Source organism: Paenibacillus sp. FSL R5-0378, assembly GCF_038009285.1.
GTDB classification, from domain to species: Bacteria; Bacillota; Bacilli; order Paenibacillales; family Paenibacillaceae; genus Paenibacillus_AQ; species Paenibacillus_AQ favisporus.
The window spans coordinates 5,029,721-5,045,919 of record NZ_JBBPAY010000001.1; the positions used below are offsets into that span (position 1 = coordinate 5,029,721).

17 protein-coding genes are annotated in these 16,199 nt (G+C 50.5%); 1 reads left to right on the forward strand and 16 read right to left on the reverse strand.

Annotation, left to right across the window (positions count from 1 at the left end; all coding sequences use genetic code 11):
- Positions 1 to 72 precede the first annotated feature (72 nt).
- The 14 genes from MKY74_RS23300 to MKY74_RS23365 form a co-directional block, all read right to left on the reverse strand.
- Positions 73 to 1,713: an extracellular solute-binding protein gene (locus MKY74_RS23300; protein ID WP_076164436.1), complete on the reverse strand. Its 1,641-nt coding sequence runs from the start codon at positions 1,711 to 1,713 to the stop codon at positions 73 to 75.
- A gap of 38 nt (positions 1,714 to 1,751) precedes the next feature.
- Positions 1,752 to 2,627, reverse strand: a complete 876-nt coding sequence (locus MKY74_RS23305) for a carbohydrate ABC transporter permease (RefSeq protein ID WP_084203646.1) — start codon at positions 2,625 to 2,627, stop codon at positions 1,752 to 1,754.
- A gap of 18 nt (positions 2,628 to 2,645) precedes the next feature.
- On the reverse strand, positions 2,646 to 3,596 hold the full coding sequence (locus MKY74_RS23310) for an ABC transporter permease (RefSeq protein ID WP_076164430.1): 951 nt from the start codon (positions 3,594 to 3,596) through the stop codon (positions 2,646 to 2,648).
- Between the two features lie 465 nt (positions 3,597 to 4,061).
- Complete coding sequence (locus MKY74_RS23315; protein ID WP_076169223.1) at positions 4,062 to 5,234, reverse strand: cation:proton antiporter; 1,173 nt, start codon at positions 5,232 to 5,234, stop codon at positions 4,062 to 4,064.
- A 270-nt stretch (positions 5,235 to 5,504) separates the two neighbouring features.
- A complete protein-coding gene (locus MKY74_RS23320; protein WP_076164427.1) occupies positions 5,505 to 5,987 on the reverse strand; it encodes an anthrone oxygenase family protein in 483 nt (160 codons plus the stop codon).
- A 48-nt stretch (positions 5,988 to 6,035) separates the two neighbouring features.
- Positions 6,036 to 6,854 (reverse strand): SDR family oxidoreductase, encoded by an 819-nt coding sequence (locus MKY74_RS23325; RefSeq protein ID WP_076164425.1) that lies wholly within the window; start codon positions 6,852 to 6,854, stop codon positions 6,036 to 6,038.
- A gap of 70 nt (positions 6,855 to 6,924) precedes the next feature.
- The gene (locus tag MKY74_RS23330; RefSeq protein WP_244169119.1) at positions 6,925 to 7,281 is read right to left on the reverse strand and encodes a MarR family winged helix-turn-helix transcriptional regulator; all 357 of its coding nucleotides are present in this window, start codon (positions 7,279 to 7,281) and stop codon (positions 6,925 to 6,927) included.
- A 258-nt stretch (positions 7,282 to 7,539) separates the two neighbouring features.
- Complete coding sequence (locus MKY74_RS23335) at positions 7,540 to 7,668, reverse strand: DUF6254 family protein (protein WP_219845392.1); 129 nt, start codon at positions 7,666 to 7,668, stop codon at positions 7,540 to 7,542.
- Positions 7,669 to 7,800: 132 nt separating this feature from the next.
- Positions 7,801 to 8,151: an MmcQ/YjbR family DNA-binding protein gene (locus MKY74_RS23340; RefSeq protein ID WP_076164419.1), complete on the reverse strand. Its 351-nt coding sequence runs from the start codon at positions 8,149 to 8,151 to the stop codon at positions 7,801 to 7,803.
- Between the two features lie 61 nt (positions 8,152 to 8,212).
- The gene (locus MKY74_RS23345) at positions 8,213 to 8,587 is read right to left on the reverse strand and encodes a hypothetical protein (protein WP_244169118.1); all 375 of its coding nucleotides are present in this window, start codon (positions 8,585 to 8,587) and stop codon (positions 8,213 to 8,215) included.
- Positions 8,535 to 9,548: a serine hydrolase domain-containing protein gene (locus tag MKY74_RS23350; protein WP_244169117.1), complete on the reverse strand. Its 1,014-nt coding sequence runs from the start codon at positions 9,546 to 9,548 to the stop codon at positions 8,535 to 8,537. The genes MKY74_RS23345 and MKY74_RS23350 overlap by 53 nt, the downstream gene beginning before the upstream one ends.
- Before the next feature lie 230 nt (positions 9,549 to 9,778).
- On the reverse strand, positions 9,779 to 10,747 hold the full coding sequence (locus MKY74_RS23355; RefSeq protein ID WP_076164417.1) for a DUF418 domain-containing protein: 969 nt from the start codon (positions 10,745 to 10,747) through the stop codon (positions 9,779 to 9,781).
- 278 nt (positions 10,748 to 11,025) lie between these two features.
- Entirely contained in the window at positions 11,026 to 11,208 is a 183-nt protein-coding gene (locus tag MKY74_RS23360) for a DUF2524 domain-containing protein (protein WP_076164415.1), read from the reverse strand.
- 114 nt (positions 11,209 to 11,322) lie between these two features.
- Entirely contained in the window at positions 11,323 to 13,341 is a 2,019-nt protein-coding gene (locus MKY74_RS23365) for a beta-galactosidase (RefSeq protein ID WP_076164413.1), read from the reverse strand.
- A 137-nt stretch (positions 13,342 to 13,478) separates the two neighbouring features.
- On the opposite strand from MKY74_RS23365, the gene MKY74_RS23370 reads away from it, so the two are divergent.
- Positions 13,479 to 14,318: a helix-turn-helix transcriptional regulator gene (locus MKY74_RS23370; protein WP_076164411.1), complete on the forward strand. Its 840-nt coding sequence runs from the start codon at positions 13,479 to 13,481 to the stop codon at positions 14,316 to 14,318.
- Between the two features lie 21 nt (positions 14,319 to 14,339).
- Here the strand turns inward: MKY74_RS23370 and MKY74_RS23375 are convergent, their stop codons facing one another.
- Complete coding sequence (locus tag MKY74_RS23375; RefSeq protein ID WP_076164408.1) at positions 14,340 to 15,308, reverse strand: NAD(P)-dependent alcohol dehydrogenase; 969 nt, start codon at positions 15,306 to 15,308, stop codon at positions 14,340 to 14,342.
- A gap of 31 nt (positions 15,309 to 15,339) precedes the next feature.
- Complete coding sequence (locus MKY74_RS23380; RefSeq protein ID WP_076164405.1) at positions 15,340 to 15,981, reverse strand: hypothetical protein; 642 nt, start codon at positions 15,979 to 15,981, stop codon at positions 15,340 to 15,342.
- Positions 15,982 to 16,199 lie beyond the last annotated feature (218 nt).

The following is a 16,199-nucleotide window of genomic DNA, read 5'->3' on the forward strand; positions in this document are numbered from 1 at the left end:
ACGGCAAAGCACCTCCCCAATGCTTCCGGCATGGCCGGATTACACCAGGAAGGCTGCTGACGTTCTACGTTTTTACTTGCCTGCTTTTTTCTGATAGGAAGCTTCTAATTCGCTCAAAATTTGATTGCCCCCTTGCGACTTCCACTTCTCTACGAATTCGTCGAACTTCTTGATGTCGGCACCCATAATGATTTGGGTGAATACCGAGTCACGCATCGTATCCAGCTCTGTCAGCTTGGCGATTTTCGTCGGCGATTCAAGGTAATTGGAAGCGTCGGTGATTTGATGCTCATTGTTGATCGCGACGCCGAGTGCTTCGGAGAACCGCAGCGGCAGCGACTCAAGGTAATGCGGCCAGCCCTTCAGGCCAGGAGCAAATAGGTAGCTCTGCGTGCCTCTAAAGTTGCCATCGGGATCCTGCTGTGTCTTCGGGTCGACGAGGGTCGTGTTCGTCTTAAGCTTCCCGTCTACGAGGGAATAGTCTTCGCCTTCAATGCCCCAGACGGTCAACATCTGGTTCTCCTCGGATAGCGAATCCTCGATGATCGACAGTACGCGCTTCGGGTCTTTTGTTTTTGCGCTAATGGCATTCATCTGCGAGAACGGTGCCCCCATTGGCGCAACGGCCGTACCGTCCGTCCCCAGCAGTGACCCGGTCAAAGTCAAATATTTGAAGGGCTCCTCAGCCTGGTTCGGGAGCGATCCGTCCTTGGCCAGTTTGCCGCTCTTGATCAGCTCATTGGTCTCGATCTGCGTGTCGTAATCGCTGGCCGTCGACCACCAGCCCATCCAGGAGAACACCTTGCCGCTGAAAATCTTTGCCCGCAGCTGCTCTTCCTTAATCGTTGAAAACTCCTTGTCGATAAGCCCTTCCTTGTACATCTTCTGCAGAAACAGCAGCGCGTCCCGCATCCGGGGATCGATGTCATAGTTGCTGAATTTTCCATCCTTCTCTGTGAAAAAACCGGGTGTGACGCCGAACGCGCCGAACACGTTGTCGAAGGAATTGTTCGCGAATTTTACCTGTCCGATCTGGGACGTATAACCGCCGAGCGGAATGACCTCCGGATGCTGCTCCTTGACCTTTTTCAGCAAGTTATAATATTCGTCAAGCGTCTTTGGTACGGGTACGCCTGCCTGCTCCATGTAGTCCTTACGCAGGACCAGGTCCCAGCGATACCCCGCCCCCGGCCCGCCCTGATACGGAATCCCGTAAATGCGGCCGTTCACTTTCGCCTGCTCGAACACATCCGGCGGTACTTCCTTCATAATATTCGGCGTGTCCTTTTCGTTAATGAGGTCGGTCAGATCAACGAAAGCGCCTTGCTGCGCGTATTTCTGAAAGTCATCGGCAAAATCGATCTTCGTCACGTCAGGAATGTCGCTGCTCGCCATCTTCAGATTCAGCTTCGTTTTGTATTGCTGGACATCGACCATCTCCGGGATGATCTTAATATTCAGCTTGGCCTCGATCGCTTGTTTCACCGCGTCCTTAGAAGGGTCATATGGCAGTGAAATATCCTGTGCCTTCAACCACTTCAGCTCGTAAGGCGAATGTTCCGCAGTCGCTTCAGACGTACCTGACGGATTTCCCGGCTCGGGACTTGCGCTCCCGCCTCCATCGTTGTTGCTGCCGCATCCCGACAGCGTAAGCGTTCCCAAGAGAAAGGCGGCGAGTACGCCGTAACCCCAATGTTTAACTGTCTTTGACATATACAGACATCCCCCTGTAATTTCACTTAAATGGTTGATTACCCTTTAACTGAACCGATCAGCATGCCCTGTTCAAAATATTTCTGAATGAACGGATACAGAACCATCATCGGCAGCGCTACGATGACAATGGCCGCCATCTGGATTCCGATCGTGGGCGGCGGCGTTCTCCCTGCCGCTTCGAGCAATTCAGGCGGCAGGCTGGAACTCGCGATGATGGTGCGCAATACGAGCTGCACCGGCGCTTTGTGCCAGTCCGTGACATACAGAAGCGCATTGAAGAAATCGTTCCAGTACGTCACCATGTAGAGCAAGCCGATCGAGGCAATGACCGGCATCGACATCGGGAGAACGATCGAACGCAGCGTCCTGATCTCGGATGCCCCGTCAATTGCAGCAGATTCCTTCAGACTGTCTGGAATACCTTCGAAGAAGGATTTCATAATGATCATATTAAAGGCGCTATAGGCCATGACCAAGATCAGTACGTAATCCGTGTTCAGCAGACCTAAATTTTTGATCGTGATATATGTCGGAATTAAACCGCCCTTGAACAACATCGTGAACACGAAGATCAGCATGATGATCCGCCGGCCGGGCAGCTTCTTCTCCGCCAGGGAGTAAGCAGCCGCAGCCGTGAGCATAAGCGCTAGCAGGACACCGGCGGCTGTATTACGGATCGTCACCCCATAAGCGTTATAGATGAGAGATCCCTTCTTGAGCAAGTAGGCGAAATAATCGAAGCTGAGCGATGTCGGAAACAGCACCAGACCGTTCTTTTCGCTGAAGATCGAGTATGGCGTTACGGACACGCATAGAACATACCAGAACGGAATCATGATAATGAGCGTAATGAGCGACAGTACGAAATAGTTGGTAGCGATAAAAATGGATTCGCCTCGAGTGAGCTTCACGATTCGGATTCTCCTTTGTCAGAAAATGCCGGAATCATTGATTCGCTTCGCGATCTGATTGGCGATCAGCACCATGGCGAAGCCGATGATTCCCTTGATGACGTCTGCCGCCGCCGCGAGACTGAGGCTGAACTGCTCGATGCCTACCCTATAGATGTAGGTGTCGAGAATGTCGCCAACTTCGAACACCATCGGGTTGTACAGGTTGAGCACCTGGTCCAACCCGGCACTCATCAGATAGCCGACCCTGAGGATGAAAATGACGATAATCGTGCTCGATATGCCGGGGAGCGTGATGTGGATGATGCGTTGAAACCTCGTCGCTCCGTCCATCACCGCGGCTTCGTACACTTCGGGATTCAGCCCGGCGATGGCGGCCAAATAAATGATCGCTGCCCAGCCCATCTCTTTCATGGCATCGGTGACGACAAGAATGATCCGGAAATACGCAGGCTCGACGAGCAGATATACGGGTTTGCCGCCAAACCACTCGACGATTTTGTTGATCACGCCGGTCTCCGGCGAAAGCAGCAGCGTAATGATACCGCCGTAGACAACCCAGGACACGAAACGCGGCAGATAGACGGCCGTCTGCAGCGACTTCTTGAACCACTTGGTCCGAATTTCGTTGAGCGACAGCGCTAACAAAATGGGACAGATAAATCCGCTGATCATCTTGTACAGGCTGATAAGCAGTGTATTGCGAAAAGCGTTCAGGAACATCTCCGACGCAAACAGCTCCCGGAAATGTGCGAAACCCACCCACTTACTGGCCCCGAATCCCTGGATGACGTTGTAGTCCATGAACGCGATGCTGATGCCGTACAAAGGCAAGTAATCGAACACAATGACCCAGGCCAGTGCAGGCAGCAGCAAGGCGTACAGCCATTTGTATTTCCATATCGTCATTAGCAGCCGCCTTCGCGGCTTTTCCGTTCTAGCGGGAATTCCCGCAGTAACGATTTCCATCGTCCCTCCTCCATCCTTCTTTCTGCTCCGGCAATCCGCATTTGCCTCTCCCGGTTGTACACTTGCCGCTTGTGAATTTGCCAGTTGCGCCAATCCATTCGTTGCAAGAACGGCGGTCTGCGGGATGCACACCGATTCCTGTTCCGCCGCTGCCTTCCAGAATGGAAGTGCTTACATATTTAAGAATACCGGCTTCCTTGAACGTGGAAAACCGGAGCGAAGGATGATAATACCGGGGAAAAGTCGGAAATCTGACAATGATTTTCTAAGATTATAGTAATAGCAGCCTGACTGAACGGCCAGCACGATATGAATTAGATATTATCAGCTGCTTCAGGTCATCCTGATTCCAACCGCAACGATCCCCGCTCAACAAGCGGGGATCGTTTTGTGACCAACATTTTAAGCCTTATCAAGTTCCTTAGGGGACCTCCAAAGTTATCTTCCATGCGATGCAGGTTCCATTTATCCATTCTCCTTTGACGCTTGGTTTCCTCTCTTTTTTTCGCCCGAAAAAAACATCTTCAACAAAGGCGGCGTAATAAGCGTCGTCAAAATCACAACAATGACAACGGAGGTAAAATATTTCTGCTGCAGCAGTCCGGACTCCAGACCTGTTGCCGCTATAATGAGAGCTACCTCTCCGCGAGAAATCATTCCCGACCCAATCGCAAGCGATGAGCGGCCGTTAAACCCGGTGAGCTTGGCGCCCAGCCCGCCTCCGAGCAGTTTGGTCAGAACGGCCACGACTGTGATGACGCCCATGAACAGCAGTTGATTAGCAGCACCTTCAAACGTAATGTTGAGACCGATGCTGACAAAAAATACGGGGACGAAGATGGAATAAGCCACCGGCTCCAGACGGTCCTCCACATCATGCTTGAAAGGAGTCTGGGAAACGGCGATGCCCGCCGCAAAAGCGCCAATAATGGCGGCTACCCCCATGAGATCGGCAAAATACGATAAGGCAAAGCACACGATAAGCGCTCCGCTGATGACGGCTTCTGTTACGCGCAGAGGTGCAAATAACTTCAAGAACCAAGGGACGGCCAGCCAACCGACAACGATGGCAACGACAAAAAACAGCAGCTTTTTGCCGATGAGCAGGCCAAGGGAGATGTCGTGACCGGTGCCAAGCAAGCTCATCATCACAGCCAGCAGGACGACGACGATGACATCATCCACAACCGCTGCACCCAGGATCGTCGTGCCTTCCTTTGTGTTCAGCCGGTCCATTTCTTTCAGCGTCTGAACGGATATGCTAACCGAAGTGGCACACAGCAGCAAGCCCAGGAAAAGTCCCTGGTTATTGCTCAGGCCAAAAACAGATGCGGCTCCATAGCCGCCGATAAACGGCAGTATAATGCCTCCAACCGCTACGGCGAACGCCGACTTCCAATTTTTTCGCAGCTGTTCCAAATCGGTTTCCAGACCCGCCATAAACATCAACAGCAGTACGCCGATTTCAGAGAAAATGGATATAAATTCATTTGGATGAATCCAGCCAAGCACAGCGGGACCGATAAGAATGCCAGCAAGCAGCTTTCCTAGAACAGCAGGCTGACCTAGCCTGACGAACAAGTCCCCAAGCAGTTTGGTAGCGAGCAAAATAATAGCCAAGTATAGCATAATTTCCAACATTTAAGCGCCTCCTTCGAGTATGAATATATTGTGACCAGCCTTGAATTCAGCCATCCATATCCGGAAAAAAGCACAAAAAGAGCCCGTCAACGACAGGGCTCTCCTATAAAAACGCAGAAAGAGCCTGTCGTGACAGGCTCCTCCGGTGTTCCGATGTATGAATTTCTTATATTATACATGATTTGAGGCATTTATGCAATCTGCCACCAAAATGAATAAACTGTTGTTAAACCACATCATCCCGGAATTGCATTGATGTGAACAGGATTACCATTTACGGATAGCGATCATAAAGGAAATCAGCGCAGCGATGGAGGAAATCGTTCTTACATGATTCCAGGGTACCCAGCCGGCAATATACTCGCTCCATACTTGCGCTCCCGCGGCAACCCCCGGACTTACAGCTGCTAGAGAATTATTAAGCGGGACATTGAAGATGGCCGTTACCAGAAACACTCCGACAAAAATAAACAAGCTGCCAATGATGACATAGACCGCGCTATGGTTGCCCGATTTGAAGAACGAAGCAACGCCCAAAACGACGCTTAGGATGGTGGTTCCCATAAAAACGAGCATAAACAACGATTGCAGTATCGTCGAATTGATCGACTGCATGGCAGATATGCTCTGCTCTGCTGGAAGCCGGGAAAGCGACGTCATCACGAATGCCGAAAAGGTGAAAAATACGCCGGCCAGCAATCCGGATCCTAACGTAGACGCGAAGGTCAGATAATATAAAAAATTCACCACGGTTATGTCCTCCTACGATTTGATGGACCACTTTGATAAACTACTGTTTTAACCCCAAGCTCCGTCTGCAGCCACTTGCCGTGCAAAGTCGAAGAAATCCCTTGGCTTTCTTCCTAGTATTTGCTCCACACCGTCCGCCGGAATCTCGTTTCGGCCATCCAGCACGGTGGAGAACAAATAAGACAGCAGTGTTATATACTCATCAGGTACTTGTTGTTGGGTAAGCATGGATAGGAATTGTTCGGAAGTAAGCTCGACATACCGAATATTCCGCTGACAGGCTTGAGCGATCAAGGACGCAGCTTCTGCAAAAGTAATCGCCTGCGGACCCGTCAATTCATACCGCTGCCCGATATGCCGGTCATCTGTCAAAGCCGAGACGACTGCATCTGCAATATCGTCTGCATCAATGAACGGTTCTCTCACGCTTCCTGCCGGCAGTGCTACCACTCCCGCTTGTACCATGTCATACAGGAAGCTCTCGCTGAAATTCTGGCAAAACCAGCTGCAGCGGAGGATCGTCCAGTCGGCGCCGGAATTTTGCAGCGCAAGTTCGCTCCGCTGGGCTTCCTCCTCACCACGGCCGGACAAAAGAATTAATCGGCGCACACCGGTTTCTACGGCCAATCTCGCGAACGAACCGATCGCTTGAGCAGCACCCGGAACGGCCAAGTCCGGATAATAGGTAATATACGCTGCCCTTGTCCCTTGCAGTACAGGCTCCCATGTGGACGAATCGCTCCAATCAAAGGGCTGCTCAGCGGAACGTGATCCGGAACGGACCGGTATTCCCTTTTGCAGCAGCTTCTCTGATACCCGACGCCCTGTTTTCCCCGTACCACCTACGATAAGAACCGGCTGATTCATTCAATCTCCTCCAATATTTTATTTAGTTGCACAAGCAAACGTTGTGCGATTGAAAAACCGAATGCTCATGTCATTCGGCACTTTCCAAGCGGTTGCTTACCTCGTTCAGCTGAAGCGATAGTTCATCGTCCTGACTGTCTAATATCGTGTTATAACGCTGCCGCAGCTTTTGCCAACATTCGTGGATTTGACTCTCCATCTCTCTTCCCCGGTCTGTTGCGTAAATCAAGGACATTCTGCCGTCCTGGCGGCTGCTGAGAAGTCCTTTGGCTTGAAGGCTCTCGATGAGCCGCGTAATGGTGGAAGGCTTAAGATGGAGGCTTTGGCCGATTTCCTTCTGGGAAATGCCGTCCTTCTCCAGCACCGTCAGCATCAGAAATGCAGAAGTTGGGTTTAGTCCACTTGGTGCAAATTCATCTTCGGCCATCTTGGTAATAATCCTGCTGAGGCGATTGGCTGTGAAATACAAGCATTCTTTAAAATAAGTGTCCAACATGTCGCTGCCTCGATTCAATGTTCAAATTAATGTTTGCACAAACAAATATAATACACTTTTTCCAACTTGTAAAGACTGGAAATGTCAAGTGACTTGCACATTTTGAGCAATGGCACGTTATTGCCTTCTTGCCATCGTGGAAAAAAAGGAAGACTGCCGGACAATGGTGCCCGTACAGTCTCCTCTTCCCTACTTCGCAGTATGCTCCTCATCATATTCGCTGGACAATTCCTTCAGCGATTTGATTTTGCCATGGGGATGCTGTTCTTGCTTGCGTGACTTCCAGGCTGCTTCATTTCTTCTTTTCTGGTGAGCCATGACAGATATCCTCCTCTGGAAAAGTGAGTTGTATACCACTTCCTTATGTTGTCATTCCAGGGCCCTGTTCATTCGTGAAAAGAAACAGTCTCAATCCCGGAACAACTCATGACGGCGTTCAAGCAGCGCACTTCATTGTTTAGCCTTTCTCAATCGGATCTTGGGCTTCGTCAATTCATAGCTGTGCTTTACCATCTCATGGATATCATCATCCTGGAGGTCCCCATCCAAAATCACCGTATTCCAGTGTTCCTTATTCATGTGATACGCCGGCGTCACTTCTTGGAACACACTGCGCAAAAAATCGGCCCGGCTCGGTTCGCATTTCAAATTTACGCACAAGTGATCGTTGTGATGAAAAATCAGCGCAAAGCTCTTTTTGTTCCCTTTATGGCGGATTACGGTCCATTCTGCTCCAAACGGATGGTCTTCAAAACAGGCCGGATAGGACAGACAGTATTCAATGATTTCATCGATCGTCATGGGTTTCCCTCACTGCTTGATTTTTTTTGCAATTGACATGATTACTTATTATAATCGAGCCCTATTGGTTTTTCATATTTTTTGTGAAGAGTAGAAGCAATCCGTAGATAAAATAAAGGATGCACGCCGTGACGACGCTATACAGAAACACAGGAATAGACGTCGGCGCCCATACTTGAATGAATGCCCAAGGTAATCCTCCAAGCAGGAGGTTCGGCAGCATGCTTATAAATATTAGAACGGCAGCAACCATACAAATATGGATGAGCAGCAGCTTTCTTTTTCCGGTTAAAGGGCTTCTCCTGCGTTGTTTAACGGTTAGCTTTCTCACAATACGGGCTGACAAGGCAACCCATAATACACCGAATAAAATGACGATGATTTCAAGAATACTCACGATGCGATCCAGCAGTTGATAGCTGTCGGTATGATTCACCGCCGGAGCCTGCCCCTTCCACAAGTCCATCACGCCTACCTTGTCCAATTGCCGTTGTAAAGCTCGTGTTCATATTGGCGAGAATCGCCACACCCAGCTGTTGATCCGGCTGCAAAATAAAATACGACGTAAATGACGGATTCTCACCGGCATGAAAAATAACTTTTTCCTTGCTTTTGCTCATGACAGCCCATCCGTTGGCATAATACGTATTCTGGTCAAAAGGATTTACCGACTTGTCCGGATTGTGCGACTCTTCAATCAGTTTGGGATCGATGACTTGTTCAGGAGCGCTTTTTAGCTGGAGCTTGATCCATTTCGCGATATTATTCGCGTTGCTGACGATATAACCCGCAGGGGTGTTGCCCCGATAAATCGGAGATGTGAATGGCCTATGATTCATCCATCCGATTTTATAGCCGGAAGCCATATGGTCTGGTTGAGTCGACGGTACACCTACGAACGAGCTAGTCATGCCAATCCGATCTAAAATGTACTGCTTCATGTACTGATCATAGGGCAGGTTGGAGACCCCTTCGATAATTAGGCCCAGCACGTCGTAGTTTATCGTTGCGTATTCAAAGGAACTCCCCGGATTTCGGTTCAGCGTCTGGCCCTGCAATGTTTTTACCGTCAGCTCAAGCGCGTTGTCCGCTTTGCTTTCAGGGATCCGGGTGATCGTATTGGAGGGGATGCCGCTGGTATGATGCAGCAACTCGTTAATCGTTATCTTTTGCGGCTCACCGTGATAAGTTAACTCTAACCATGGGATGTATTTTTGAACATCATCCGTCCGATGCAGCAGCCCTTCCTTCTCCAGCTGCAAAATCGCTAAACCCGTAAAAGCTTTGGTCGTCGAACCGAGTTCAAATAAGGTATCGGAAGTTACGGGAGTTTTCGTCTTTACGTTCGCGTATCCAAAGCCTTTTTGATACACCGTCTCCCCTTTCTCGACAATCACCAAAGAGATTCCGGGTATTTTACTGATGCTTTGCTAGTTCTTAACGTACTGTTCGATCTTCCGGATCTTATCGTTTGACTCTGCCCACACGATTCCTGGAGCGATACTGCTGATGGTCATAACGGCTGCAAGTAATAACAAGCCCATTTTGATCCATGATTTGCGTTCATTCTTTTTCTCTACCTAGTTCATTGACATCTGCCTGGCTTCATGTGTCGATTGCGATTTACTTATTTTCTGATGGGTATCCTTTTACCGTAAGTCAGCAGCCGCCATAGCCATTCCATAGGCCCCATACGAAACCGTTTGAGCCACAGGAGACTGAGCGGAATCTGAACGGCATAGATGCAAAGTGCGATGAGAGTTGTTTCCGACACACTGACCTTCTGCTTCAGATCAAACAAGAATAGAATCACCACAATGATGGCTGTTTGGCCAAGATAGTTCGTTAATGCTGTTCGGCCGAAAGCAGCCAACGGTTTCAGCAACTGCTGAATGCGCCGGTTCCGGTACAAAAGCAGAAAAGTCGAGACATAGAAGGCTGCCATGACCAAGCCGGCTACATTCGCTCCTTCTTCATACCAGATTGTCGGGAATGTTCTGTACTGCAGGTAAATCGCCCCCGGTGTCAGTGCGAGGCAGACCCATGCCGTCAGCCGTAATTGGGGCACAAATTCGTCAATCCTCGTAAAAAATTCGATTTGTCCGAGTAAAAGCCCCAGCAAAAACATCGCTAGCGTTACGGCATATTCACCCAGAACGAGGCTCAGCCCAAGAGCGGCCAGCATAGCGGCGAAATTGAAAGCAGGCTTTCCGTTATAAAACGGAATCAATAAAAAGCCAATGACAGCATAAACATGCAGCGCTTCTCCCGGTTGAAAAATAAAATGAGCGACTCCGAAGACCAGCAGCGCGGCAAGCCGCCTCATGAACAGAACGACCGCGTTGTCCCCCCTCGCCTTTGACCGTGAAATGAAAATATAAAATCCGGTTCCGAACAATAACGAGAAAATCACATAGAACCGCTGCTCTACCGCATAATCGTAAAATCGGCTCAGCCCCCAATCCAACGTACCTCTTGAGGGGAACGCCGCCTCCATGATACTCGTTATATTCACAAGTAAAATGCCCAAGATGGCGAAGCCCCTTAAGGCATCCAGCACTGCTATTCTGTTTTTGGTCCCCTCATCCTGATTCATCCTGTATCACTCCTCATCTTGCTGTCTTCCGTCGCACCTCGCTAATGTAAGCTAATTTGAAAATGATTTGAATAGAGAAAGCCTTACATATGCCTTACACTTTAGTAAGGGAATCATTTCCTCATACGAAAAGACGATCATCCCTAATAGGAACGACCGTCTTTAATCACGGCAATGCCGGGTGCAAACGATGTATTTTCCGCAAGCTTAATCCATGAAAAAAAGCACCCCTCGACACGGTATAGGTACATACCGGGTTTAGGAGTGCTGCTGCCAAACTAATGATTAATGTCACATTTGTTCATAATAAATGCGATCTGATTCTCGAGGCGGTTAATATCTTCCTGCGTCTTGGGGTCTTCCTTGCCCATGCCCCGGAGCGAGGCGAGCTCCTGCTTCAGCTGATGCAAATCCTCCCCGGCATTGCTGCAGTCATAGTTACTTTCCAGGTTTTCGAGCATATGCTTTTCCTCCATTTTCTCTTGGATGTACTTCCCTATTATGGAGGTTTCACCCGAAATTATTCAGAATGGAGTCAGCAAAGAAACGGGTTACGTTCCTGTACGAATAACACTCTAGATCCCTTGGTTTACAAGCACATGCACGGCGTATGGTTCCAGGAGAATGCGACCTTCCATGGTTTGCTTGCTCAGGGCATCTGTATACGTGCTCCCCAGTTCTACTTCGACGGATTCACTGCGATGATTCAGCAGCATAAGGTAGCTTTTGCCATCCTTTTCTCTTTCTACTGCCTCGACTCCATCATATTTTTGGGGCAAGGATGGGACAGCGCCCTCCCTTTCCAGAACCAGCTTCATCAAGCTCTCCATCGCCCGGTCATCCAGGTCGCACCCGACGTAATAAACCTTCCCTTTACCATAGGTGTGCACAGTAACTGCCGGTGTTCCGCTGTAATAATGACTCTCATAATCCGCGAGGCTCTCAGCCCCTTCCAGCTTAAGCACATCGCACCACATGGAAGCGGTGCCGTCCCCGAACTCTCCGCTCACGGATACGGTCCGGCCGAAATTAACCGAGTCATACTCTTCCAGTTCAACGCCCGCCAGTGTCCGGAATAAGCCAGGCAGTGTCAAAGTCGTCATGCGGTTATTCCATGTACGTGTTCCCGACCGGAACGTGATGAGCAGCGAACCGCCGCCTGCCACATATGCCTCACATTTGTCTGCGATCTCCTCCGTCATCAAATTGAATGCCGGCATCAGAACAAGCTTGTACGGCGTAAAGTCAATTTCCACGCTGACCACGTCTACGCCGACGTGCTGCCCGGCAACTGCATCGTAGTAGCCTGCCAGCAGAGCTTCATAACTGAAGTTCCGGTTATGAGGCTGAGCGCGGTGGCTCCACACCTGATCATAGCTTTTAATGATGGCTACGGTATTGTTGTTGGCGGCCCCTACGAACAGGGGTGACAGTTCTTTGAGTTCATGTCCGATCGCGGTGATCTCCCGGTACCGTCTCCGGCCGACGCCGTCATGATCAAGGATGCCGTGCCAATACTGTTCAATGCCAACCGTGCAGGCCCGCCAGCGGAAATAGACCATGGCATCCGCTCCATGCGCGATCGCCTGATAGGTCCATAAACGGAGTTGTCCCGGCTCCGGCGTATCGCCCAACGAGTGCCAGCCGCACGGACCGCTCTGCTGTTCCATCATCCAGTAGTTTTGATTTTTGATGCCGCGCATCAGATCATGGGCCATGGCCACGGTCAGAGGCGAAGATTTGCCCCACATATTATTCGGATAGTTATCCCAAGAAATAAAGTCAAGATCCTTGCCTAAATCGAAGTAATCAATCTCGCTGAAATGACCCATCAAGTTATGGGTGATCGGCAGGGAGCTGCATGCACGAATTTCTTCAATTTGGAGCTGTTGATAGGCGGCCGTCGAATCGGAATAGAATCGGCGGTAATCGAGCTGCATACCCGGATTATGGTTATATGGGGTAGACATCAATCCGCCGGAACCGCCTTGGCTGAAGCCGTCGCTTGCGGCATACGTGGGAAGCATAATTTCTTCCCAGCTGCGGTAAGTATGGCTCCAGAACACGGTTCCCCACTCTTCATTTAGCTTGTCGACGGTCCCATACTTTTCGCGGAGCCAGATCCGAAAGGCATGCAGATCGCTCTGGCAGTAGCACGGACCGCCGAATTCGTTATCGATCTGCCAAGCAACGACGTGCTCATTGTCTTTGTAATGCTCGGCCATGACCCGGGCAATGGTTGCGGAATACTTCTGATACACCGGATGATTAACGCAATAATGCCTCCGTGTACCAAAGCCTTTGGTCAGTCCATGGACATCGACGGGGTACATATCCGGATATTTGTCCATCAGCCACTTGGGAGCCGCCGCCGTCGGTGTTCCCAAAATGATCTTGATCCCTTCCCTTGCGAGCACTTCAATGACATGGTCGAGCCACGCAAAGTCGTACCGTCCTTCCTCCGGCTCCAGTTTGGCCCAGGCGAATTCCGCCAGCCGGACAATGTTGATATTCGCTTCCCGCATCATTCGGGCATCAACGGCCCAACGTTCTTCGGGCCAATGCTCAGGGTAATAATCCACGCCGAAATACATGGGCATATCCTCCAATATGTATCAATATTTTGCTTGATAACATCTTCTTGAACCTATTATATTATTAATCATATAGGGCTTAAATCGTAAGATTTTGATAATCACGTATAACAATTATGCTAAAAGGAAGCTGAGATATGAGAATCAATTACTTCATTCCGAGCCCGCGCTTCACGAACCTCATTTGTTATCCCGAGTCGTTCGGACATTATGCAGATGAGCCATCACACAGTGAAAACCGGACGCACGGACTCTCCACCTATAACTGGCATATCGTACGCGGTGGGAAAGGATATATTCAAGTCGGTGAAACTATGCTGGAACTTGGCCAAGGTACCGGCTTTCTATGCGGCCCCGGTGTTCCCCAGCGGTATTATGCCGATCAAGACGAGCCTTGGGATATCCGGTGGGTTCATTTTACGGGTCCTGGTCTTCGTACGTTACTTCAAGGGAGAGGTGAACGGGAGGCATGGGTATTTTCGTGGGAGGGCGCGGACCGGCTTGACCGGCTGTGGTCGGATCTCCTGGCCACCGGCATTCACCCGCTGCAAGACGGCGAAGCGCGGTTGTCCGCGATGCTGTACGAGATGCTTGCCGAGTTCATCATGTACGTAGACGGTTCGGAAGAACGTCCTCAGCCGGGGATGCGCACCAAGCTGATGGAGACGGCGCAGTGGATTCGCACTCACAGCCATCAGCCCCTTACGCTCGAGCAAATGGCGAACCAGGCAGAGTACAGTCCCTCCCATTTCAGCAGGCAGTTTCACGGTTTGTTCGGCAAAACGCCGATCGAATTTTTGAACGAATGCCGTATTCTTCAATCCAAATCCCTGCTGATTTCAACCGGTTGGACCGTGAAAAAGGTCGCGGAGACGGTCGGATTTGCCAGCAGTACGTACTTTATTCAGCGTTTCCGCAAAAACGAAGGCATGACGCCAGAGCAGTTTCGGGAACTTCGTGGTGTTCACGTCAAGTGATGCGCGTTATTAACTGACGCCTCAATCCTCACAGACGGTTAGAACTACGTTGCCTTTCTTGTGGCCTAGCTCAACATAGGCATGTGCATCGGCGGCTTGCTCCAGCCGGTAACGACGGTCGATAACCGCCCGGAGCTGACCCGCTTCGATCCGTTCCTTCAGAAACACCAAATCTTCCGCGTTTTCCTTCATATTTCCGCCAATCACCTTCTTGCTGCTCGTCAAGCTGGCCCACAGCCCGCGAACGATGATCACCGGGTTCACATGATAAGCCCGAAGGTAGACACCGTCTGATGCCAGAAGCTTGACGCATACACTAAAGGGGCTTTTTCCCACCGTGTCGAAAATAATATCGTAAGGCGGGCCGTCATTAGGCAGCTGCTGTTTCGTATAATCCAAAACCCGATCGGCTCCGATTGACGTCACCAGCTCTGCATTCGAAGCGCTGCATACTCCGGTGACTTCCGCTCCAAAGTGCTTTGCCAGCTGCACGGCATACGTCCCGACGCTGCCTGAAGCACCATATACGAGTACACGCATGCCGCTTTTTATTTTCCCTGCTCTGAGAAACTGGAGCGCAGTGAGGGCGCCAACCGGAACGGCAGCCGCCTCTTCAAACGTCATATTCTCCGGCTTTAGCGCAACGCTCCCCTCCTCGGGCAGGCATTTGTATTCCGCATATGCCCCAAAGCTGTTGCCACAGGCTGCGTAGACGGCATCCCCTGGCTTGAAGCGGGTAACGCTTGATCCCGTGGATTCGACCACACCGGCCAATTCAAATCCGAGAATCCGGATGCGCTTTGGTCTCCACAATCCGTTGAACATTCTTGCCAGAAAAGGGTCCGCCCTGCGTAATCGCCAATCTCCTGCTGCAGCGGTTGTAGCGTAGACCTTGATTAATATGTCGCCGGCTTTAGGGGCCGGCTTGGTTATTTCCATGAGCTGAAGCACATGTGGCGGTCCGTATTGTTCATATGCGATGGCTCTCATTTTTTCTCCCCCTGTGTTGGTTTCGGACCCGTCACTGCGCTGCTTCAAGACCCCGTTCTGACCAAACCGCATAACCCATACCTGCGAGAGCGATTCCCATTGGGACCGCCAATACCCGATCCAGCGGGTGTGGAAGCAGTGATGAAGCCAGAGTCGACACAGCGGCGCAAGCCAACAGAACAGCTGTCCAGCGCGGGAGAATCCCGGCGCGGAACGTAGCGATGCCAAGCAGCAGACCGCCGAGCACATACAGCCCACCACCTACAGGTGCTACTCCAGGCAGGAGGCCAAGGTTGGACACGGCTGATGATCCGGCAAAAATCCCTAAGTACCCCTCCACGAAACTCGGTGCATCCGCAGCGATAACCGGTAAAACAAAAGCTTCTACAAAGGTGAAAGCCGTTGTAGCCGTCCAAAAGAGACCAAACAGAAGAAAACCGGCCAATCCGGTCCATCCGGCTGCATGGACTTGCCTTGTATAAATTCCGATTATGCCGAGCAGTCCGAGCAGAGACATCGCGAGGGTCAAGTAATGGACGATGGCCCAAGCCTTTGTGGTAACGGATGATAGAAGTTCAGGCGGATGAATTGCCTGGATGACGATAAAAAGAATGCCAGCCAAGATGGCGGATAAACCGCTCCAACGAATGACGCGAGAAGCTGTGATGTTCATATCGTTTTCTCCTTTTTGTTTTTATTCTTGTCGACGATTAGCAAGTTCTGTTCACTCCGGTATATTTACTGTCAGCCTTCTTGTGCTTTATTAATCTGATGTCGTGGTCAGTCCCCTTTCATCGTGCGGCTCCGTTCCTAAATTGAAGATACAGGATGATGTGGTGAGACGGCATCACCAGATGTGGTGATTTTAAAAGGTCACGGTACATTCATTCG